Origin of the sequence: Sporosarcina sp. FSL K6-3508 (assembly GCF_038615825.1) — a bacterium.
In the GTDB taxonomy this organism is placed as follows: Bacteria; Bacillota; Bacilli; order Bacillales_A; family Planococcaceae; genus Sporosarcina; species Sporosarcina newyorkensis.
This window is the reverse complement of the sequence record NZ_CP152016.1, coordinates 2520868-2541535: the sequence shown is the minus strand read 5'-3', so window position 1 is coordinate 2541535 and position 20668 is coordinate 2520868. Positions and strand designations below refer to the sequence as shown.

At 41.4% G+C, this 20668-nt stretch carries 18 protein-coding genes and 1 riboswitch; of the genes, 14 read left to right on the top strand and 4 right to left on the bottom strand.

Annotated features, from left to right (window positions below; all coding sequences use genetic code 11):
• Positions 1–135: 135 nt before the first annotated feature.
• From MKX97_RS12655 to MKX97_RS12635, 5 genes are all read left to right on the top strand, one after another.
• Entirely contained in the window at positions 136–1203 is a 1068-nt protein-coding gene (locus MKX97_RS12655; RefSeq protein WP_342536114.1) for an aldo/keto reductase, read from the top strand.
• Between the two features lie 1149 nt (positions 1204–2352).
• Positions 2353–2817, top strand: coding sequence for a MarR family winged helix-turn-helix transcriptional regulator (locus MKX97_RS12650; protein WP_078818037.1), 465 nt, complete (start codon positions 2353–2355; stop codon positions 2815–2817).
• 241 nt (positions 2818–3058) lie between these two features.
• Positions 3059–4015: a nitronate monooxygenase family protein gene (locus MKX97_RS12645; RefSeq protein ID WP_342536113.1), complete on the top strand. Its 957-nt coding sequence runs from the start codon at positions 3059–3061 to the stop codon at positions 4013–4015.
• A gap of 42 nt (positions 4016–4057) precedes the next feature.
• Positions 4058–5590, top strand: coding sequence for an AMP-binding protein (locus MKX97_RS12640; RefSeq protein WP_342536112.1), 1533 nt, complete (start codon positions 4058–4060; stop codon positions 5588–5590).
• A gap of 432 nt (positions 5591–6022) precedes the next feature.
• Positions 6023–6541 (top strand): GNAT family N-acetyltransferase, encoded by a 519-nt coding sequence (locus MKX97_RS12635; RefSeq protein ID WP_078818040.1) that lies wholly within the window; start codon positions 6023–6025, stop codon positions 6539–6541.
• 445 nt (positions 6542–6986) lie between these two features.
• On the opposite strand, the gene MKX97_RS12630 is transcribed toward MKX97_RS12635, so the two are convergent.
• The 4 genes from MKX97_RS12630 to MKX97_RS12615 form a co-directional block, all read right to left on the bottom strand.
• On the bottom strand, positions 6987–7649 hold the full coding sequence (locus tag MKX97_RS12630; RefSeq protein ID WP_078818041.1) for a hypothetical protein: 663 nt from the start codon (positions 7647–7649) through the stop codon (positions 6987–6989).
• A gap of 43 nt (positions 7650–7692) precedes the next feature.
• Complete coding sequence (locus MKX97_RS12625) at positions 7693–9165, bottom strand: BCCT family transporter (RefSeq protein ID WP_342536111.1); 1473 nt, start codon at positions 9163–9165, stop codon at positions 7693–7695.
• A gap of 414 nt (positions 9166–9579) precedes the next feature.
• Positions 9580–11142, bottom strand: a complete 1563-nt coding sequence (locus MKX97_RS12620; protein WP_342536110.1) for a flotillin family protein — start codon at positions 11140–11142, stop codon at positions 9580–9582.
• A gap of 18 nt (positions 11143–11160) precedes the next feature.
• Positions 11161–11694, bottom strand: coding sequence for a hypothetical protein (locus MKX97_RS12615; protein WP_221835108.1), 534 nt, complete (start codon positions 11692–11694; stop codon positions 11161–11163).
• A gap of 286 nt (positions 11695–11980) precedes the next feature.
• Between MKX97_RS12615 and MKX97_RS12610 the strand changes: the two genes are divergently transcribed.
• From MKX97_RS12610 to MKX97_RS12570, 9 genes are all read left to right on the top strand, one after another.
• Positions 11981–12217: a glutaredoxin domain-containing protein gene (locus MKX97_RS12610; RefSeq protein WP_221835107.1), complete on the top strand. Its 237-nt coding sequence runs from the start codon at positions 11981–11983 to the stop codon at positions 12215–12217.
• A 168-nt stretch (positions 12218–12385) separates the two neighbouring features.
• On the top strand, positions 12386–12739 hold the full coding sequence (locus MKX97_RS12605; RefSeq protein WP_245799511.1) for a rhodanese-like domain-containing protein: 354 nt from the start codon (positions 12386–12388) through the stop codon (positions 12737–12739).
• A gap of 166 nt (positions 12740–12905) precedes the next feature.
• Positions 12906–13766, top strand: a complete 861-nt coding sequence (locus tag MKX97_RS12600) for a DUF72 domain-containing protein (protein ID WP_342536109.1) — start codon at positions 12906–12908, stop codon at positions 13764–13766.
• A complete protein-coding gene (locus MKX97_RS12595) occupies positions 13766–14590 on the top strand; it encodes a sulfite exporter TauE/SafE family protein (RefSeq protein ID WP_009498117.1) in 825 nt (274 codons plus the stop codon). Before MKX97_RS12600 ends, MKX97_RS12595 begins: the two co-directional genes overlap by 1 nt.
• Positions 14587–15975, top strand: a complete 1389-nt coding sequence (locus MKX97_RS12590; RefSeq protein ID WP_221835103.1) for a bifunctional UDP-sugar hydrolase/5'-nucleotidase — start codon at positions 14587–14589, stop codon at positions 15973–15975. The genes MKX97_RS12595 and MKX97_RS12590 overlap by 4 nt, the downstream gene beginning before the upstream one ends.
• A 46-nt stretch (positions 15976–16021) precedes the next feature.
• Positions 16022–16789, top strand: a complete 768-nt coding sequence (gene yunB, locus MKX97_RS12585; RefSeq protein ID WP_009498115.1) for a sporulation protein YunB — start codon at positions 16022–16024, stop codon at positions 16787–16789.
• A 55-nt stretch (positions 16790–16844) separates the two neighbouring features.
• Positions 16845–17019: riboswitch (Lysine riboswitch) on the top strand.
• A gap of 180 nt (positions 17020–17199) precedes the next feature.
• Positions 17200–18768, top strand: a complete 1569-nt coding sequence (locus MKX97_RS12580) for a Na+/H+ antiporter NhaC family protein (protein WP_342536108.1) — start codon at positions 17200–17202, stop codon at positions 18766–18768.
• Positions 18769–18931: 163 nt separating this feature from the next.
• Positions 18932–20452, top strand: coding sequence for a sodium-dependent transporter (locus tag MKX97_RS12575; RefSeq protein WP_342536107.1), 1521 nt, complete (start codon positions 18932–18934; stop codon positions 20450–20452).
• On the top strand, positions 20453–20587 hold the full coding sequence (locus MKX97_RS12570; protein ID WP_246602399.1) for a methionine/alanine import family NSS transporter small subunit: 135 nt from the start codon (positions 20453–20455) through the stop codon (positions 20585–20587).
• Positions 20588–20668: the final 81 nt, after the last annotated feature.

The following is a 20668-nucleotide window of genomic DNA, read 5'->3' as shown; positions in this document are numbered from 1 at the left end:
CTATCGACTCAATACTTCGGGTGATAGTGTATAACATCAACTCCTATCTGCTTTTGTAGATTCTCCTCATAAATGATTAATTCACATATTTGAAGGGAAAAGGATAGTAGAGCATTAGAGATAGGAGAGGATCGTATGGAATATATCAATTTGGGAAAATCGGGTCTGAGAGTGCCTAAATATATTTTAGGTACCATTCCTTTCAGTGGAACAAACGGATTTGAAGCTGCGGGAAACGTTCAGGGCGAGCAAGCCAGAAAAATGGTGGATATTTGCTTGGAAGCTGGAATCAATATGTTTGATACCGCAAACCTGTATTCAAAAGGAGATGCAGAAAAAGTTCTTGGCGAAGCTATAGTTGGCCGCAGGGATCAAGTACTTTTAACATCGAAAACCGGTTTCCCATTAGGGGATAATCCGAATTCCGTTGGTGCGTCTCGCATTAATATCGAGCAATCCATTGACCAGACGCTCAAGCGCTTAGGAACCGATTATCTGGATCTATACTTTGTCCATCTGTGGGACGGGCGTACGCCGGTAGAGGAAACGGTTGCAGCGATGACGGATTTGGTTAAATCAGGAAAGATCCGTTATTGGGGCGTTTCCAATTACAGCGGATGGGCGCTTGCCAGAACCTTTACGATTGCAGAGCAACCCGGCTACATACCGCCGATTTGCCAACAGATCTATTATACACCGGAGGCCCGGGAAGCAGAATATGAACTGCTGCCTGCCGGGAGTGAATTAGGGATTGGTTCGATGATCTGGAGTCCGCTCGGTGAGGGCTTGTTTAACGGAAAAATCAGCCGCGATAAACGCGCGCCAAAAAATACTCGTCAGGGCGGAGGTTGGTCAGAGCCTTGGGTGAAGAATGAAGAAAGGCTTTATAGAGTCATTGATGCACTTCAGGAAGTAGCGGATAACCGTGGCTTGACGGTTCCGCAGATTGCGCTTGCCTGGGTGAAAGATCGTCCAAATGTCGGCCCGGTCGTTATTGCTGCCCGAAATGAGGAGCAGCTTCGCGAAAATATTGATTCGTACGAAATTGAACTATCAAAGGATGAGCATGATAAAATTGAATCGGTTGCACGTCCGGAACCGTACTATCCGTTATGGCACCGTGCAATGAATTCAATTGCTAACAGTTCACCGTCTGAAATAACGTACCTTCAGCGATATAGAAAATCCCTGGAGCTGGATTAAGGAAATGTTTCAAAAAAGAGACTGGGACAAAAGGATTCAAAACGATAAAAAGCCGTACGTTTACAAAACATTCAAACATAGTTTTGTAAAATAGTTCGGTTTTTTCTATGCAAAGAAACTGCAAACTTGGAGCTGCTTAAGGGATTTCCGCTGCGGACAGGGACGCTTTCCGCGAGGCGCAGGTGAGCCTCCTCGTCCGCTTCGCTTCCTACGGGGTCTCACCATTTGCGCTACATCCCGCAGGAAAAGCCGTGACGAAGAAAGGCTTTTGCGAGCATAAGCGAAGCGTTGGGAGCATATCTTTGCCTTTCGCCCTGCCCTCCGCTCCAATCCCAATTTATTGTTTACAAGGCAGTTTGATGGCAATCTTACATAATTGAAAACCCAAAAATACGGAGTAAGCACCGAGTTTCTATGCTTCAAAATTGAACATAGGTAAACTTTCTGTATTCAGGGCCAAGACAACTGTCCTACCGAACAAAATGTAGGATTTGCCCGGAAGGCAGGGCGACTCCGGGAGGATTAGCGTGTGTCTTGAGACCCTGGACTGAGCGAAAGCCGTAGTGAAGGACGGCTTTTGCGAGTAAAAGCGAATCGTTAGGAGCACGTGCTGTATAATTTCTGCAAAGAAGCGCAGAAATTATACAAATCGAACCCTTCGCTGTTCGATTGGCTCAAGCCACGCCCTGTCCCGGCCTGGAGGGCAAATCCCTAACCGCACACTAAGTAACCCGAACCTTTTTGGGTTTTTTATGATCGTTCGTCTTTCATTATGAACAAATTAGATTTGTCCCAGCCTCTTTTGATATGTTTATAAAACGTCTAGCAAGGTGGTAGTGGATAGACAAATCAATATCAATAAAGCGTCGAAGTTTTTATCCGGCTGTTAAAGGAGCAAAGTAAACTAAAAATAAGCGCTGAATAGGAAGTATGTCGTAATAATAAGAGATAACAGTAATTGTAATCAAAAAGAAAAGTGGTAAGTAATATGTTTGATTTATAGAATGATGATACAATTAAGGCATCATAAGATCGGCGGTATCTGAGCTTCATTATAAGGAGGAAATATGTCTGAACTGTATGACACACGTGTAATGCTCTTAAACCGATTATATAGATAAATTGATTTGTAAGGAAGGAGTACACCTCATGAAACATAACCTCGATCAAACTAAAGCAGATCATATCATCCAAATTTGTGCCTGTGCGAACCTTCGAATGGTTTCGGGATCTCTTACGCAGCTGTACAATAAGCTTTTGAAGCCTACGGGATTAAAAATCACTCAATACTACATGCTTGGAAATATTTATCGTTATCCATATATTTCAATAAGTAAGTTGGGGGAAATCATGTTGCTGGATCAAACTACAGTGACTCGCAACTTGAATATTTTAAAGGAGTCTGCTTATGTGGACATCAAGAGGGCCGAGCATGATTCCAGAACAAAAGTTGTTGCGATAACAGAATTAGGTTATGAAAAATTAAATAATGCTACTCCCATATGGTCACAAGTACAAGGTGAAATTGAAGACTCTATCGGTAAAGATGAGTATAGGGATTTATTAAGCAAACTAGAGGAATTGCAGCAAGTAATAGATCAGTATGAAAGCTGAAACAGCGAGAATAGAAGGGAACATCGTAAGAGTTATTTTATAAATTGATTGACAATTCGTGATAAACAGTTACAATACATGTATATACATGCATTGTAAGATTGCTTATACAACGTAGTTGTTTTCAAGGAAATGTACATACGCTGATAAGAGTCAGAGTAAATTGTGAAGAACTCCTGTCATCTTGAAAACAGCTACTATAAAGTTGTTTGAAAGCGCTTACGTGAAAAGGAGAGTTAATATGATGAATTTACAAGAATTGAAGAAAAGTATGAGAATCCCCGTAATTGGATCGCCTATGTTTATTATTAGTAATCCGAAGCTTGTGATTGAGCAATGTAAAGCTGGAATTATCGGCTCTATGCCGGCTCTAAATGCAAGGCCATCCTCTCAATTTGATGAGTGGCTTGCAGAAATCACGGAAAAATTAGCAGAATATAATACGAAAAATCCTGATCGTCCGGCAGCACCTTTTGCAATCAACCAAATTGTTCATCGGTCCAATGAGAGACTGGAAGAGGATATGGAAACTTGTAAAAAGTATAAAGTGCCGATCATTATTACATCGCTCGGTGCAAGAGAAGATGTATACCAGGCAGCACATAGTTACGGTGGTGTCGTGTTACATGATGTGATCAATAATATGTTTGCGAAAAAAGCGATTGAAAAAGGGGCAGATGGTTTAATTGCAGTAGCGGCAGGCGCAGGAGGGCATGCGGGACCAAAAAGTCCATTTGCACTTATTCAAGAAATTCGTGATTGGTTCGATGGTCCGCTGGCACTTGCAGGTTCAATTGCAACCGGAGGCAGCATTTTAGCGGCAGAAGCGATGGGTGCTGATTTTGCATACATCGGCTCACCATTTATTGCTACTGAAGAAGCGAGAGCTGTTGAAGAATATAAGCAAGCGATTGTAAAGGCGAATTCCGATGACATTGTTTACAGCAACTATTTCACAGGAGTGCACGGGAATTATTTAGCACCGTCCATTCGAGCTTCAGGATTGGATCCAGATAACTTGCCTGAAAGTGACCCGACCAAGATGAATTTTGGAGGAGACGCTGGACAAAAAGCATGGAAAGATATTTGGGGCTGCGGACAAGGAATCGGTGTGATTGACCAAGTGCAGTCGACAAAGGATTATGTTGCACAATTAGAAGAACAATATAACGAAGCCAAAGAAAGGCTAGTAAGATAATAGATTAAAAAGAAAGTACTAAAATCATAGAGGAGTGAAACAATGCAACCTATGTTATTTAGTGATCCAATTAAATTGAATGCAGCGCGGTACCAAGACAGAGAAGCTATAACATTTAAAGGACTGCAATTTACTTACCGGGATTTCAACGAGAGAATTAATCAACTGGCTCATGCACTGCAAGATATCGGAGTTGATAAAGGAGATAAAGTGGCATTCATGCTGATGAATTGCCACCAATTATTTGAAGTGATATTTGCTTGCGGGAAAATAGGCGCTGTTTATGTACCGATCAACTCTCGATTTGTCGGTCCAGAAATTCAACATGTCCTGGATGACTCTGAATCTGTCGTCCTAGTAGTAGACTCACGCTTTATTAATGAAGTAGTCCCTTTCATTGAAAAGTATAGAACAGCAAAACAATTTATCACGGTAGGAATAGATGAACAAGCTGAGTTTTTGAACTATGAAAATTGGATCTCTGCATTCTCGAAGGAGGAACCTGTACCTTCGTCACCCCTTAATGAATTAGATACTCTCTCCATCATGTATACGGGCGGGACAACCGGTTATCCGAAGGGAGCAGTGCGTTCTCATCGCACCATGTACTTAGTCAGTTTATTGTTCAGTATTGAATTTAACATAGGTAGACTTGGAAAAGGGTTAGCAACTGGCCCTTTATATGGCGCGGCCGCTTTAAGTATTTCGCTACCTAATCTATTCGTAGGAAACAGCGTTCACATTTTGGAGAAATTCCATCCGGTGGAAGTATTGAAGGCTATTGAGCAAGAGAAGACGACTACTATATTTTTAGCACCACCTATGTTAGAAGCAATCTTTTCATTGCCTGAAGAGATCTTGCATCAATTTGACGTCACTTCATTAAAATCATTAATTTCAGTTGGCGCACCTTTACATACGAGCACGAAGGAAAAGGTGTTTGAGTATTTTCGTACAGTTGAATTGAATGAATTTTATGGAGCCACCGAGTTAGGCGGTGCCGCTAATTTATTCCCGGAAATGCAGATGGAAAAGGATCGATCGGTTGGAGTGCCGATGTTAGGAATGGAAATTGAATTACTTAATGACGAGGGGGAACAGGTGCAAGTGAATGAAGCAGGGGAATTCTTTGTCAAAGGAATTACTTTATGCGATGAATACTATCAAAGACCAGAAGCGAACAAAGAGTCGTTTAAGGGTGAGTGGCTCAGTTTAGGCGATGTAGGGCTTCAAGACGAAGATGGATATTACTATATCGTGGACCGAAAACAAGATATGATCTTATCCGGTGCAATCAATGTCTATCCCGCGGAGATTGAAGGTGTACTGCATGAACATCCTAAAGTGGAAGACGCTGCAGTGATCGGGATTCCGGATGAAAAATGGGGAGAAGTACCATTGGCAGCAATTGTGCTGCGCAAGGGTGAACAAGCCGAGAAAGAAGAAATTATTGAATTTTGTAATGGCAGATTAGCGAAGTTTAAAATACCGTATCACATTGATTTTGTAGAGGAATTACCGCGAAGTTTGCAAGGGAAATTATTAAAGTTCCAAATACGGAAAAAGTATGAGTGAAACAGAGCCACTCATACAGAAATATGCAAACAAAAAGAAGGCTATTTCGTACTCTGGTTTTCATACGTCTTAACTAGTTTTTTAAAGGTCTAAATAAAGTGAAAAAACTGAGTTTGCCGATAATGTGCAAACTCAGTTTTTTATTAGAGAAGCCATTCTTCGAGATATAATAGATGGTATTTATATGCCTGTGCTCATGAAGGGAGAATTTTGGGGATTTTTTATAAAGAAAAAGATAGAATCGTATTACTGAATAATGAAATAATGATATGATGTTAATAGAACAGGACGGTAAATGATAGTGGTCGGTGATTAGAATATTATCCTCGGCTCAATTCGTTAATTCAAAGTGTTTTCATCTTGTATTGAATTAAAGATGGGTCCATTTCGGGATTAATTGGCACTATCTTATCATAGAAGGAGAGGAATCAGATGTCTGTAGTTATCAATGAATGTACAATTGAGGATATACATACTCTTCAAGAAATCAGTTATAACACCTTTTATGAGACTTTTTCTCATATGAACTCGGAAAAAAACATGAAAACCTATTTGGAAAAAGCCTTTAATACAAAGAGGTTAGAAAAAGAAGTTTTAACTCCCTTTTCAAAATTTTATTTTCTATATTGGGATGAGAAGCTCGCAGGTTATTTGAAAATAAATGTCAATGAAGCTCAAACAGAAGAAATGGGTAAAGAAGCGTTGGAAATTGAACGGATTTATATTAATAAAGAATTTCAAAAAAAGGGACTTGGAAAATTTCTTTTAAATAAGGGAATTGAACTTGCGAAGGACCAAGGTAAAAAGAATGTATGGTTAGGTGTGTGGGAAAACAATCTAGGGGCAATTCAGTTTTATCAAAAGATGGGGTTTGTTAAAACAGGCGCTCACTCTTTCTATATGGGAGATGAACAACAAACAGACTTTATTATGATGAAAACAATTGAGTGACCAACGCGAATGATGCGGTCTGGCTAGTATGTTTTTCTTGAAAATTAATAAACGATTGCTGTGCGAAAATAATGCTTAGTGTAAAATTTGGTAAAAGAGTAAGTATGGAACAAAGCTTATTTTCTTACCGGAATTATTTCAATCTAAATACGAGCGACATACAAATGATTACAGTTGAAATGGTAAAGCGAATCAAACAAGTTACCATGGAACTGAATAACCTTCGCATGTATTCCTTCCAGTGACTCCACAAGAGAATACGATAAAAGAGCAAACCAATATGAATTGGTTTGCTCTTTTAAAGTTACATCTGAACTTAACAGCGTATTTGGAACAAGTCTTGTAAAACAAACGCCTTTTCTTTGGCTGAAAACGTCGAGGTTCTTCGGTTTCCATCTGCCATAACAATAGGTCGCGCCCACATCAGATTGCTATGTGTCCCGCATTAGTCCTTCACGTTTTTCACATAACTCCACTTTTCATTGTCGGTTAATATGTTCATTTTCACTTCTAGATTGCCACCTAAATAAACATTCTGCCCTTTTATGGAAACAACCATTGCTTGCATGACAGGATCACTATCATTTCTTTGATATACATCGCCGATTTTAGGTATATATGTTTCCGGTAAATCGGTTTCTGCCTGTTGTGATTCCTGGTTCTCAATCATTTCGCTATCTGGATTTTGAAAGTCGATAATCGTCGCGCCCTCCTCAAGTCCAGGCACCATTACCCAGTATTCATCATGTCTGATTCCATTTGACTGATTACTAATCACGCCATTTCTTTCAACTGACGATACGATTTCGATGGCGTTGAGATAGTGATGATCCATCGAATCAGGTTTTGGATTGATCACTAAAATGTAATCACCCACTTTCGCTTTGACATTTTTATCTAGTGTATAACGTTTATGAGTGTAAACGAAACTATCTAAGTGTTTAGGTTTATAAAAATCAATATCTTTCGCTGTAGAAAGTTGTTGTTCAAAATCTTGCAGGCGAATGAGGTGAATGGACCGTTTGAAAAATGTCTTTACAGAATACACTTTATGCAATTGATTTTGATAATAAACAAATTGGCCTTTACGAACGTTTACTAACTTCATTTATAATCCCGCCTTACTAAAAGTATTGTTAAGCCGTTCCCAATCACTCGGTACGTTTGATTGTTTTGTAAAACGATATGACCATTAGAATGAGAATAATGGAAAAAGGGAGTGCTGCAATAATGAGCATGTTTTGAAAACCGTCAAGTCCGCCAGAGTACATGACAATTGCAGCCATCGCAGAAAGTATCAGTCCCCAAATAATTTTCACAAAATTTGATGGGTTAAGTTGTCCACCTGTACTAAACATACCGAGTACAAATGTAGCTGAATCGGCAGATGTAATAAAAAATATCGCAATTACAATTATCGTCAAAAAAGATAGTATCATGCCTATTGGATAATATTCAAACATTCCGAATGTCACGGTTTCCGTAGCCAATTTGGAGAGTTTAGCAATGCCGTGTTGTTCTAAATTTAATGCGGACCCACCAAAAACAGCGAAAAAAATAAATGTTACGAGGGTAGGGGCGATTAATACACCAACAATAAATTGTTTGATTGTACGCCCTTTTGATACACGTGCAATAAACATTCCGACAAATGGTGCCCATGATATCCACCATGCCCAATAAAAGATAGTCCAGTTGTTAATCCACGCTCTCTGATCTTCGTTTATTGGTTTTAATTCGAAACTCATTTGAATGAAGTTACTTATATAATTTCCAATTGTTGTTACAAATATGTTTATAATATACATTGTTGGTCCTACGATAAATAATGCGCACAATAGTATGATCGCGAGCCACATATTAATCGAACTTAAGTATTTGATGCCGTTTCCAATACCTGACCATGCAGATATGATGAAGATGACAGTGGCTACAACTAATATAATGAGTTGAAACCAAAAAGCTTTTGGCGCGTTAAATAAAAAAGTTAACCCACTGTTGATTTGAGCCGAGCCAAAACCAAGCGTGGATGCAACGCCAACAACTGTTGCAAAAATAGCAAGTGTATCGACTAATTGTCCGGTTGAACCACGCATCACTTTTTTTCCGAATAACGGTTCCAGTGTTGCGCTAATTAACCCAGGAGCACCGACACGAAATTTAAAATAAGCGAAGACAAGTGCGACTACAGCATATAAACCCCAACCGTGGAATCCCCAATGTAGGGAAGTATATTGAAGGGATTCTAAAACTGCTTGTTCTGAACCTGGTACCGCATTTGGTGATTTAATGAAAGCATGTGAGATGGTTTCTGCTGTCGAAAAGAACATAAGCCCAATTCCCATGCCAGCACTAAATAACATCGCAAACCAAGCAGGCAAACTGAAATCGGGTTCATCATCATCTTTCCCCAGCTTAATATTGCCAAAACGTGAGAACATCATATAAATACAAAAACTAATCATTGCAATGATGACAACCATATAAAACCAACCAAATTGATTGTAAATAAAACCAGTAACAGACGCGGTTAATTCATTTAAATGGTCAGGGGCAAGAGATCCCCAAAGTACAATTGCAATACATATGACAACGGCATACCAAAATACGTTTGTAATATGCAATAAGATCCCCCCATTCTTTCCTATGAAATAGGATGGGCATTTTTATCGGTGGCCATTCATTTAGATTTAAATGAACTTGTCCACGTATTCTTAAGTGTTGCAACTGCCACATTTATATAAATCGACAAACTCAAAAAAAATCGGCTTACCTGTCAAACTGTTTAAAGTGAATTTCTCGGTTACAATTGCAGAGTGATCCTCTGTATGAAGTATGTCCTAATCATATAAAAAGTCTGTGAAAGTTGAGTTAATTATATAGGTTAGGAAGACAAAATCGATCAAAAAGAAAATAAGGTCCACGAATTTAGTTAAGTAGTTTTTCAATCAATTTTACATCTCCATCTGAAGGAACATATTAATAACACAAAAAATCCGAAGCGCTTGATAAAAGCACTTCGGATTTTCTTCCTTACATTATCTTTCAGTTTCATCAGTCGCCGCAATTTCACTCGTTTTCGATTCAATAGGGTCTGGCTTTGTACGAATCACTTCATTCGTCAGCTCCTCAATACTTGAACGAATATTTCCTTTGCCTGAATAATTTTCCAGCATCTCTTTCACGTCGATACCAGAAGAAGCTTTAAGTGTCTCTTGCAACGTAGACATTAGATCTGTCGCATAGGAAGTGACTTTATTGGCACCGCCGCCTTCACCGCCACCTGTATCCACAACAGTGATTTTGTCGATATTGCCTAGTGGACTTGCGACTTCTCTTGCGTATTCAGGCAGCATTCTGACAATCATATCAAGCACAGCAGCTTGCCCGTACTGTTCAAAGGCTTCTGCAATTTTGCGTTTTGCTTCGGCTTCTGCAAGACCTTTCAGTCGGATGATGTCGGCTTCTGATTCACCTTGCGCACGTTGGGAATCTGCTTTAGCTATACCATCGAGTCGAACTTTTTCGGCATCGGCTTTGGCACGTGCTTCAATACGGTACTTTTCTGCATCTGCCTCCGCTAATTGTCTTGATTTTTCAGCTTCGGCATTTTGCTCGATTGCGTAGCGGTCCGCGTCCGCTTTTTTCTTCACTTCGGAGTCATATTGCTTCTCACGACGTAAAATTTCTTTTTCTTCCAATTCGATTTGTTTCTGACGTTCAATAATTTGAATTTGCATTTCTTGCTCCGTTACTTCTTGTTTGGAGCGAGCGGTTTGCAATTCATACGCTTGGTCAGCACGTGCTTTTGCGACGTCTTGCTCACGGCGATATTCAGCAACTTTTAATTGGTTTTCTTTTTCAGCTTCGGCAATTTCCGTCGCACGTTCAATTTCCGCTTTTTGTGCTTCTTTAGATGCTTCAGCGTTTTTAATGCGTGTTTCCTTTTCTGCTTCAACCGTTGCAATGTCTGCATCACGTCTGACTTGCGCAATACGCGGCTTACCGAGTGAATCAAGATAGCCGTTTTTATCACGCACGTCTTTAATGGTGAAGGAAACAATAACAAGGCCCATCTTGGCAAGGTCTTGAGAAGCGACACGTTGAACTTCTTGTGAGAACTTATCGCGATTCTTGTAAATTTCCTCTACTGTCATAGAACCTAAGATGGAACGAAGATGACCTTCCAATACTTCCTTTGCTTCATTCTCACGATCGGCTTTTGATTTTCCTAAAAACTGCTCTGCAGCCGTCGCGATTTCAGATATGGAACCACCGATTTTAATAATTGCCGTTCCGTCTGCCATAACCGGAACGCCTTGTTCGGTATAGACTTCAGGTGTGGTGACTTCCAGCTTGCTTGATAATAAACTAAGCGGTTCGGCTTGTTGGAAAACCGGGAAGACAAATGTACCTCCACCCCGAATAATCTTAATCCGATTTCCTGATTCATCTGTATGCACATTTTTCGAACCTAAATAACTTCCTGTCACAATCAATGCTTCGTCTGGTCCAACTGTACGGTATTTCAGAACATATACACCAATGACAGCTAGTAACACAAACGCTACGATTCCTATTGCAATTAATCCAAAACCCATTCTGATTTCCCCCTTTACTTATTTGAAGCGGAATGGCTCATACTCTTTTACGAAAAATGTTCCATTTTCCACTTCGATTAATAATACTTCTTTTCCATACTCAATGGCTTCATTCTCATAGCCGGCAGCACGTTTCGCTAAATTGCCATTCACCGTTTCGATAATGATCTCGCCATATCCGTCTACTGGGATCGGAACAATGACTTTGCCAACAAGACCTGTAAGTGATTGATCTGTGTAGGCAAGCGAAACTTCGGCGGATCTGAGCGGAACTAAAACGAAGAAATAGAGTAAGAAGTCTAAAACAATAGCAACGACTGCCGCAATGAGTAAGATGCTCCCACTATTTAATGATGTCATAAGTTCTAATAGATATGCGGTAGCCGAAGTAAATGTTATGAACGCAAGAATGACAGCTGGATCGAGAAATGGGCTTAGTTCACCAACTCCATCAGCTAAATCACTGATCAATACATACACAAGGCTTATGATACCTGCGATGATTAAGATATATAAATATAGCTGTTGAACTTCGATTCCGAACAGCTCCATATCCATCCCTCCATTTCTATATTCTTTCGTTTCTTATTCTACGGATAGGTAAATGAAAGGTTTCAATTTTATCAAATTGGTGACTGATAAATTCTATGGCAGGACCTGAAGGGAAGTGGGAGAGGTGAAACGTGCATAAACAAAAACAGACTTTCTCTTACAGCGCAGTTCTTTGATACGTACATTCTACACCGGCAGCCCTAAAAATATGAAAACCGATTAGTTGACCGTATACGGCTAGGGGTATATACTATAGATATTAACAAATGAAAAGGGGTTTTTAATTATGACTGCAAAAGCAACGGTTTATGTTTCGTCGACTTGTCCTTACTGTACGATGATGACAAATTATTTAGATGAAATTCATGTGCCTTATGAAACGATCAATGTGACGATAGATCCGGCAGCTGGTCAGCGCCTGGTGGAAATGACAGGGCAAATGGGTGTGCCGCAAACGCAGTTAAACGGTAAATGGATATTAGGGTATGATCCGGCAAGTGTTCATGCTGCATTAGACGCATGAAACGAATGAAGCAACTCTTCACATGCAAAACATGTACGGTTCAAACAGCGGAAGAAATGGAAAAGAAATTTTTTCCTCGATTTTGCATTGGTCATGTAGCGTTCGTCGTGATGGGTGTAATTCTAGTCATTGTGGAATTGACCAACTAAGCAGTGGGGGGAGGAAATTATATTGGGATGGATCATCGCCGTCGCAATTGTCGTATTTTTCATTTGGCGAATGAAGCCCGCTAAAGATATCAGCACCATTTCGACAGATGAATTGAAAGTAATCTTGGGAGATAAAAAAATTCAGTTCATTGACGTGCGCACACCGGCAGAATATAAAGGTAAACATATTAAGGAATTTCAAAATATTCCACTGCACGTATTAAATAGTAAGGTCGCCAGTTTGAAAAAAGAACAGGAAGTTGTAGTCATTTGTCAAAGCGGAATGCGCAGCTCAAAAGCAGCCAGTCAATTGAAAAAGGCAGGATTCACCGTCACCAACGTACGTGGCGGAATGAGCGCATGGCGTGGCTAACTATAACAAACGTTTCGGGCATAAAACCCGGAACGTTTTTTTATGGTTAGAAAATTGCATATGAGCGCTTGCTGCATGTGAAGACCGATAGATTCAAAGTAACGTTTTTTCCGAAAATACATAAGGTATGATACACTATTCTAAAGATTGAAGGAGGGGACTTTCCATGATACACATCGGCTTGACGGGATGGGGAGATCACCCGAGCCTATATAATGAAAAGACGGCAGCAAATAAAAAGCTCCTTGATTATAGTCAACATTTTCCGATTGTGGAGTTGGATTCGACGTTTTATGCAATCCAGTCTGAAAAGATGATGCGAAAGTGGACGGATGAAACGCCCGCTGATTTTCAGTTTATCGTCAAAGCCTATCAAGGGATCACAGGTCATCAGCGTGGTAAGATTCCTTATGATTCAGAAGAAGAGATGTTCTCGTTATTCAAACTATCGATGAGTGCGTTTGTGGAAGCAGGGAAGCTCGCAATGGTGCTCGTACAATTTCCACCTTGGTTTGATTGTCAAAAAGAAAATGTAGAGCGGATTCGCTTCGTGCATGAGCAGTTGCAACCTTTACCGATAGCGGTGGAGTTTCGCCATCAATCTTGGTATTCACCAGCCTATCGCGAGAAGACTCTAGAATTTCTGCGTGGTCTGAATATTATCCATGGCGTCTGCGATGAGCCGCAAGTAGGTGATGGCAGTGTGCCGCTCGTTCCGGTTGCGACGGACTCCAAGGTATTATTGCGTCTTCACGGACGTAACGACAAAGGATGGGTCAATACAACGGGAGACAGCAAGGCGTGGAGGAAGGTTCGTTATTTATACGACTATAATGAAGCAGAGCTAGAGGAGTTGCGAAAAGTTGTCCAGACATTGGAGCAGCAAGCGCAAGATGTATATATCATTTTTAATAACAACTCGGGTCAGCATGCAGCAAAGAACGCGAAACAGTTCGCAAACCTTTTCAACATAGAGTATGGTCAGCCGCTCACCAAGCAGTTGGATTTGTTTGAGGAGGATCACTAATGGAATATGCAATCCTGGCATTAATCGGCTTGGCTTCAGGTGTCATCGGCTCCATAGCGGGTCTAGGCGGCGGTACGATTCTTGTGCCTATCACATTGTTCGTCGGTCTGAATCTCGGAATGATTCCAGACATCACACCGCAAAGCGTAGTTGGTTTGTCCGTCATTATGATGATCGCGAACGGGCTTGGTTCGACGCTTTCTTATATGAAAGTGAAAACGATTGACTATCGCAGTGCCTTTTTATTTTTCATAGCGAGTATACCCGGCATCGTAGTAGGGGCTTGGATCAACAAGAGCTTAAGCATTCAATCATTTAATTTATATTTCGGTATTTTACTGATCGTATTGTCCACCCTGCTACTGACTAGGAAGTACTTGAAGCCAATTCGTTGGTTTGTCGATAACGGCAAAAAGATTTCATTTACCGATCCGCAAGGTGAGACACATCTGTATGGCTATCCAATTTGGTTTGCTGTCTTATTGTCGCTGTTCATCGGTCTGACATCTGGTTTATTCGGAATCGGCGGAGGTACGATGATCGTACCTGCAATGATATTATTGTTCTTATTCCCGCCGCATGTAGCGGTAGCAACGTCGATGCTGATGGTGTTCTTGTCGGCAGTCGTCAATTCGATTTCGCATATTTCACTTGGAAATGTGCCGTGGCTTTACACCATACCAGTTGTCCCGGGAGCATATCTCGGTGGAATGCTAGGCGCTTATTTAAATGGCAAAATGAAATCAGATACATTGGTTTTAGTCATACGTATCATTTTACTCGTCTTTGGATTGCATTCAATCTATGAGGGGATTTGGGGATGACCTATATGAAAGAAACGGTAGCTACGATTCACATTTATCATACCAACGACATACATAGCCATTTCGAAAATTGGCCGCAGATCAGACGTTTTCTGAAGCAACGTAAAGAGCAGGCGGAAGAGGCAGGCGAGGCTTGTTTCATTTTTGATATTGGTGATCATGTTGACCGATCCCATCCTTTTACAGAAGGAACGGACGGCAAGGGCAACGTGAAGTTATTGAATGAAGTAGGATATGATGCCGTGACAATCGGCAATAATGAAGGGATCACCATGTCTAAACAGACGCTTGAAACGTTATATGAAGATGCTCTGTTTGATGTATTGATCTGTAATTTGAAAGAGCTAAATGGAGAGCAGCCAGTTTGGGCAAAGTCTTCTGAAATATTTGAAACGACAGATGGCGTGAGGGTTGGAGTGATCGGAGCCACTGCACCGTACTATGCTTTTTATCGACAGCTTGGCTGGAAAGTGACAGAGCCGCGTAAAGAAATCCGGGAACAGTTAGTTCGTATTCGACAACAAGCAGATCTCGTGGTTTGCTTATCACATTTAGGCATCAATGAAGATCGCCTTCTGGCTGCGGAATATCCGGCATTAGATATTATTTTAGGAGGACATACCCACCATTTATTGAAGGACGGAGAATGGATTGAGGATACATTGCTTGGTGCGGCAGAGAAGTTTGGTCATTACATCGGCCATATCCAAGTCGAGATCGATCGCATGACGAATCAGGTTGTCCATATGGAGGCCGGTGTGTTTCCTACCAATACGATGGAGCAAACAGCAGAAGATGTTGAACAGGTGAATGCCTATCTTTCTGAAGGAGAGGAAGCTTTGCAAGTGCCTGTCTTCTATAACCCTTCCCCGCTGGCTCAGAAGCTGACAGCAGAAAGCCCGCTTTCATCCTTTTTCGGACGTGCGCTTTTAGCTTATACGCATGCGGAATGTGCACTTTTTAACGCCGGGATTTTCCTTGGAAGTCTAGACGAGGGTTGGGTGACAAGAGGTGATTTACATTCGTTGTTGCCGCATCCGATCAATCCTTGCATCGTACACTTGGACGGTTCGGAATTACTTCAGGTTTATGAACAATCACTTGATCCGAAGTGGACGGAATTGGAAATCAAAGGTTTGGGATTCCGGGGAACATTCATGGGAAGCATGGTTCATGAAAGATTATTCCGCAATCAGGACGGACAATTATTTGCAGGCAACCGGGCAGTGGAGCCTGGCGAAACGTATAGGCTCGCTACATTGGATATGTTTACATTCGGATTTTTCTTTCCTCTATTAAAGGATGTTCCTAAAGAATATATCATGCCTGAGATGATTCGCGATGTCCTAGGCTGGTATGGAAAAAAATATTTTAATGAGAGCTAGTATGTCCGCCTCCTGATTCGCATAATGTGAAGCAGGAGGCGTCGTTTTGCGGTTTTATACGAATCAAAAAAGACCGAGAAAAAGAAGTTATGCGAGAAATTGGCTGAGGTTGATCATTCCGACGATTTTCATAGCAGTCGCCTTATTTTTTTACTCAGTCAATAAACAGCTGACCCCAATCTATACGCAATATGCTGAAAAACAAACGCAGAAAATAGCCAGCCATGTAATCAGCCAAGCGATCAATGCACGATCTACGAGCGTGTATGATATCAATGAAATAATTGAAAATGTGCCGGATGAGACACGAGATACCGTCACGACGAAATTTAATACGGAAATCATCAGTCAGGTTATGGCGGAAGTTCATCAATTGGTTGAAGATCACCTCGAACGTGCAGAAGGTGGCGATCTAGACATGCTGCCGCCGTTAGGTGATTTGGAGTATAATCCTGAAATGATGGCGAAAGAGCAAGGCGTCGTTTTCTTTGTCCCGCTCGGGCAAGCGACCAATATTCCGTTGCTCGGCAACTTGGGTCCGAAAATTCCGATCCGTTTTCATGTCATGGGAAACGTCCACACCGATGTGGAAACGGATATACAGGAATTCGGGATAAATAATGCCTATGTAGAAGTGACCTTGCTGGTGAACGTGAATGTTCAGATTATCGTTCCGCTTGCAACGAGTAAGAGCGTAGTAACGCAGAGAATGCCTGTCGCGATGGGCTTGATCAGAGGAAAAGTTCCGCAAATTTATTCGAAAGGAGAGCAGACGCCGGCACAAATAGAGGTTCCGTTGCAAGAACCGGAATAAAAGGCTATTGTGAACAATGTCGATTATTGCTACACTGTTAAAAGAAGAATATCGAGACTTACGTAGAGGTTGCATTGTTTATAAGTATTTTGCGAGAGAGTGACGTCGATGACCGCAATTGAAAGGAGACAATGCCGAAGTTTGAGAAGGGTCAACTTCTCAGGTTGGGGTCATTTCGAAGAGGAATGATCTTGTCATACAGCGGTAATGTATGGAGCGCTACAACAGCCGGATGATCCGTATCCATTTATCTTGTACATGATGATTGATTCGCAGATGAACTGTTAAGCCGACTCCTACACGTTTGTAACATGTTGGAGTCGGCTTTTTCTCTGTAATAGGCTTTCCCTTCTTCGACTGACCATCTACTTTTCGATACAATCTACCGACTAGAAAGAGGAGGAATTAATATGATTGGAACATGGGTATCCATTTTGCCTCCTGTTATCGCTATCGTGATGGTATTGGTGACGAGGAGAGTATTACTATCGTTAGGAGCTGGGATTGTCACAGCCGCTTTACTCATCGCGGAATTTTCCCCAATGGAAACATTGAAAAATGTTTGGACAGCTATGACGATTTCATTTTGGGATGACGGATTGAATACGTATAATATATTTATTATGTTGTTTTTATTATTGCTTGGTGTCATTACGGCATTTGTCAGCCTGTCCGGCGGCAGTGCGGCCTTTGCGAGATGGGCGGTCACACGAATTCGTACGCAGCGTGGAGCGAAACTGTTGACGATGATTTTGGGAATCGCAATTTTTGTAGATGACTACTTTAACTCTTTAGCGGTTGGACAAATTGCAAGACCGATTACGGATCAGCATAAAATATCTCGTGCAAAACTAGCTTATTTCATTGATTCTACGTCTGCACCGATTTGCGTAGTATCTCCAATTTCAAGTTGGGGGGCATTCTTGATCGGGCAGCTTGCTCTTATACTTGGGACGACAGCCGCTGTTAGCTATTCGCCGTTAACTGCCTTTATTCTGATGGCGCCGATGAATTTCTATGTAATCGCCACATTGTCCATGGTCTTTTTCTTCGCTTGGACGAATAATGATTTCTTTGAAATGAAGAAACATGAAGATCGGGCAGTAAATGAAGGTTTGCTGTATGATCCGGAAAAAGAGATACCAGGTGAGCTGAAAGAAGAGTTTCCTGAACACTCTTATGGGAAAGTTCGCGATCTGGTTGCACCTATCGTGACGTTAATTGTCGTGACGCTTGGAATGATGGTCTATACTGGCTATCAAGAAGCGGGTGTCTTCGATATTTGGGCTATATTCGAAAATACAGATGTGCCGAAATCATTAGTAGTTGGTGGCGTTACAGCTACACTGTTGGCTATGTTCTTATATGTTCTGCAAATGAAAGTGAATAAAACAGCAAGTGTTTCTTGGATGGGCCGTGCATTCATCAGCGGTTTGAAAGCGATGATGCCAGCGATTCTGATTTTGATTTTCGCTTGGGGCTTAACTGAGTTAATTGCTACACTTGATACAGGTCTTTTCCTGTCAACAATGGTAGATCAATTGAATATTCCAGTAGCTTTCTTGCCGGTATTGATATTCATTCTGGCGGGACTGATGGCATTTTCAACGGGAACTTCATGGGGATCGTTTGGAATTCTATTGCCGATCGCCGGCACAATTATGGTCAACGCAGAACCCGAATTATTATTGCCAGCGTTATCTGCAGTTCTTGCTGGGGCGGTTTTCGGAGATCACTGTTCGCCGATTTCCGATACGACAATCCTTTCTTCAACGGGTGCAGGCTGTAATCATATGGATCACGTAGCAACACAATTACCGTACGCATTGGTGGCTGCTGGCGTGTCAGCACTTGGTTATTTTGTTCTAGGCATGACTGGTTCCGTTTGGATTGGTTTAGTAGTTGTTATTATAGCATTGATAGTATTATTCACGTACTGGACGGCTAGAGGTAAAAAGCGTCAAGCGCAAGTGGCTTAAAAACTTTAGACTAAGAGTGTCAGCAAGATTCACACTCTTAGTCTAAAATTGTTTTGACATCTTTTACTGTCCTGTTTATACTAAATATACAAAACTTAAATTATCGGAAAATAGTGAATGGTGGTAAGTTTTGAACAACAATACACTAAAAGGAGGAAGTAGTATGGAAAATCGTTCGCAGTGGGGAACGAGAGCTGGTTTTATATTAGCGGCAGTGGGTTCGGCAGTCGGGCTTGGTAATATTTGGCGCTTTCCTTATGTCGCATATGAAAATGGCGGCGGGGCATTTTTTATCCCCTATTTGTTCGCGCTATTGACCGCCGGTATTCCGATTTTAATCTTGGAATTCACGATCGGTCATAAATATCGTGGATCGGCACCATTATCTTTTTTCCGTTTGAATGGAAAAAAGACAGAATTTCTAGGTTGGTGGGGGATATTTGTATCCTTTGTCATATCCACTTATTACGCCGTGATTATTGCATGGGCCATGAAGTATACGATTTATTCGTTTAGTTTATCTTGGGGAAAAGACCCTGAGGCTTTCTTCTTTGGGGACGTCTTAAAAATAGCGGATAACCCGGGAGAAGTTGGAGGTTTGGTTGGAGGAGTAGCATTGCCGCTGTTGCTCGTCTGGGCGATTTGTTTTATCATCTTGCTGGGCGGAGTCAAGAAAGGGATCGAGTTGGCGAATCGGATATTTATTCCTGTCCTATTTATACTCTTTTTATTCGTCGTCATTCGTGCGATTACTCTTGACGGAGCGATGGTAGGTTTGGATGCTTTCTTCAAACCGGATATTGATAAGTTATTAAGTCCGCGTGTGTGGGTCGCGGCATATGGACATATTTTCTTTAGTTTATCGATTGCGTTCGCCATCATGATAACGTACTCCAGTTATTTGCCGAAGAAATCGGATATTACAAATAACGCATTCATCACGGGGTTTGCAAACTCTTCAGTTGAATTGCTTGCAGGAATCGGGGTCTTCGCAGTGCTGGGATTCATGGCGACTTCACAGGGTGTGGATGTGGGAGACGTTGCTTCGGCTGGAGTAGGTCTCGCCTTCGTCGTGTTCCCGGAAATCATCAATCAAATGCCAGGAATGAACGGGATATTCGGTGCATTCTTCTTCCTGTCACTTGTGCTCGCCGGTCTGACCTCTCTCATTTCGATATGTGAAACATATATCGCAGGAATGGCGGATAAATTCAATATTTCGAGAAGACGTTCTGTGTTCATTGGTGTCGGACTTTCGGGATTAATCTCTATGCTATATGCGACGAAAGGCGGTTTATACTTCCTCGATGTAGCAGACTACTTTATCAACCAATTCGGAATTGCAGTCATCGGACTTGTAGAAGTCATCTTGCTAGCTTGGGTTTTCAGAAAACTCGGCATTTTCGAACAACATGCCAATGCGGTGTCTGATATTCGTTTGGGCTGGTGGTGGAAAGTTTCATTGACATTCATTACACCGGTTGTACTTGGAACGATGCTGTTCTTCCTGATTAAAGACAATATCGCTGAAAACTATGAAGGCTATCCTACTTCATTCTTATGGACAATGGGTTGGCCGGTTGCTATCGGTGCATTCGTGATGTCGATTGTTTTCACTTCACTGAAATGGAAAAACAACACGCGTGTTGCTACTGATTACGAAGAAGACAAAGGAGGGCTTTAAATGGATACAGGAATGAGCGGCTCTGCTATTCTTATGATGTTAGTCGGTGTGATCATCATCTGGGGTGGTCTGTTTTTAAGCATCTTCTATGCCTCTGTTCTGACTAAATTCAAGAAAAAGTTTAAGGTTGAATAAAAAATACGAAACGTCTGCAGCCAAAATTGCTGCAGACGTTTTTTGGTCTGGCGCGCTTCTTGCCAAACTGTCAGGAGGGCA

Excerpts from the sequence above, each read along its gene's own strand:
- MKX97_RS12655 (WP_342536114.1), top strand. The coding sequence starts at position 136 with ATGGAATATATCAATTTGGGAAAATCGGGTCTGAGAGTGCCTAAATAT.
- MKX97_RS12650 (WP_078818037.1), top strand. The coding sequence starts at position 2,353 with ATGAAACATAACCTCGATCAAACTAAAGCAGATCATATCATCCAAATT.
- MKX97_RS12645 (WP_342536113.1), top strand. The coding sequence starts at position 3,059 with ATGATGAATTTACAAGAATTGAAGAAAAGTATGAGAATCCCCGTAATT.
- MKX97_RS12640 (WP_342536112.1), top strand. The coding sequence starts at position 4,058 with ATGCAACCTATGTTATTTAGTGATCCAATTAAATTGAATGCAGCGCGG.
- MKX97_RS12635 (WP_078818040.1), top strand. The coding sequence starts at position 6,023 with ATGTCTGTAGTTATCAATGAATGTACAATTGAGGATATACATACTCTT.
- MKX97_RS12630 (WP_078818041.1), bottom strand. The coding sequence starts at position 7,649 with ATGAAGTTAGTAAACGTTCGTAAAGGCCAATTTGTTTATTATCAAAAT.
- MKX97_RS12620 (WP_342536110.1), bottom strand. The coding sequence starts at position 11,142 with ATGGGTTTTGGATTAATTGCAATAGGAATCGTAGCGTTTGTGTTACTA.
- MKX97_RS12615 (WP_221835108.1), bottom strand. The coding sequence starts at position 11,694 with ATGGAGCTGTTCGGAATCGAAGTTCAACAGCTATATTTATATATCTTA.
- MKX97_RS12610 (WP_221835107.1), top strand. The coding sequence starts at position 11,981 with ATGACTGCAAAAGCAACGGTTTATGTTTCGTCGACTTGTCCTTACTGT.
- MKX97_RS12600 (WP_342536109.1), top strand. The coding sequence starts at position 12,906 with ATGATACACATCGGCTTGACGGGATGGGGAGATCACCCGAGCCTATAT.
- MKX97_RS12595 (WP_009498117.1), top strand. The coding sequence starts at position 13,766 with ATGGAATATGCAATCCTGGCATTAATCGGCTTGGCTTCAGGTGTCATC.
- MKX97_RS12590 (WP_221835103.1), top strand. The coding sequence starts at position 14,587 with ATGACCTATATGAAAGAAACGGTAGCTACGATTCACATTTATCATACC.
- MKX97_RS12580 (WP_342536108.1), top strand. The coding sequence starts at position 17,200 with ATGATTGGAACATGGGTATCCATTTTGCCTCCTGTTATCGCTATCGTG.
- MKX97_RS12575 (WP_342536107.1), top strand. The coding sequence starts at position 18,932 with ATGGAAAATCGTTCGCAGTGGGGAACGAGAGCTGGTTTTATATTAGCG.
- MKX97_RS12570 (WP_246602399.1), top strand. The coding sequence starts at position 20,453 with ATGGATACAGGAATGAGCGGCTCTGCTATTCTTATGATGTTAGTCGGT.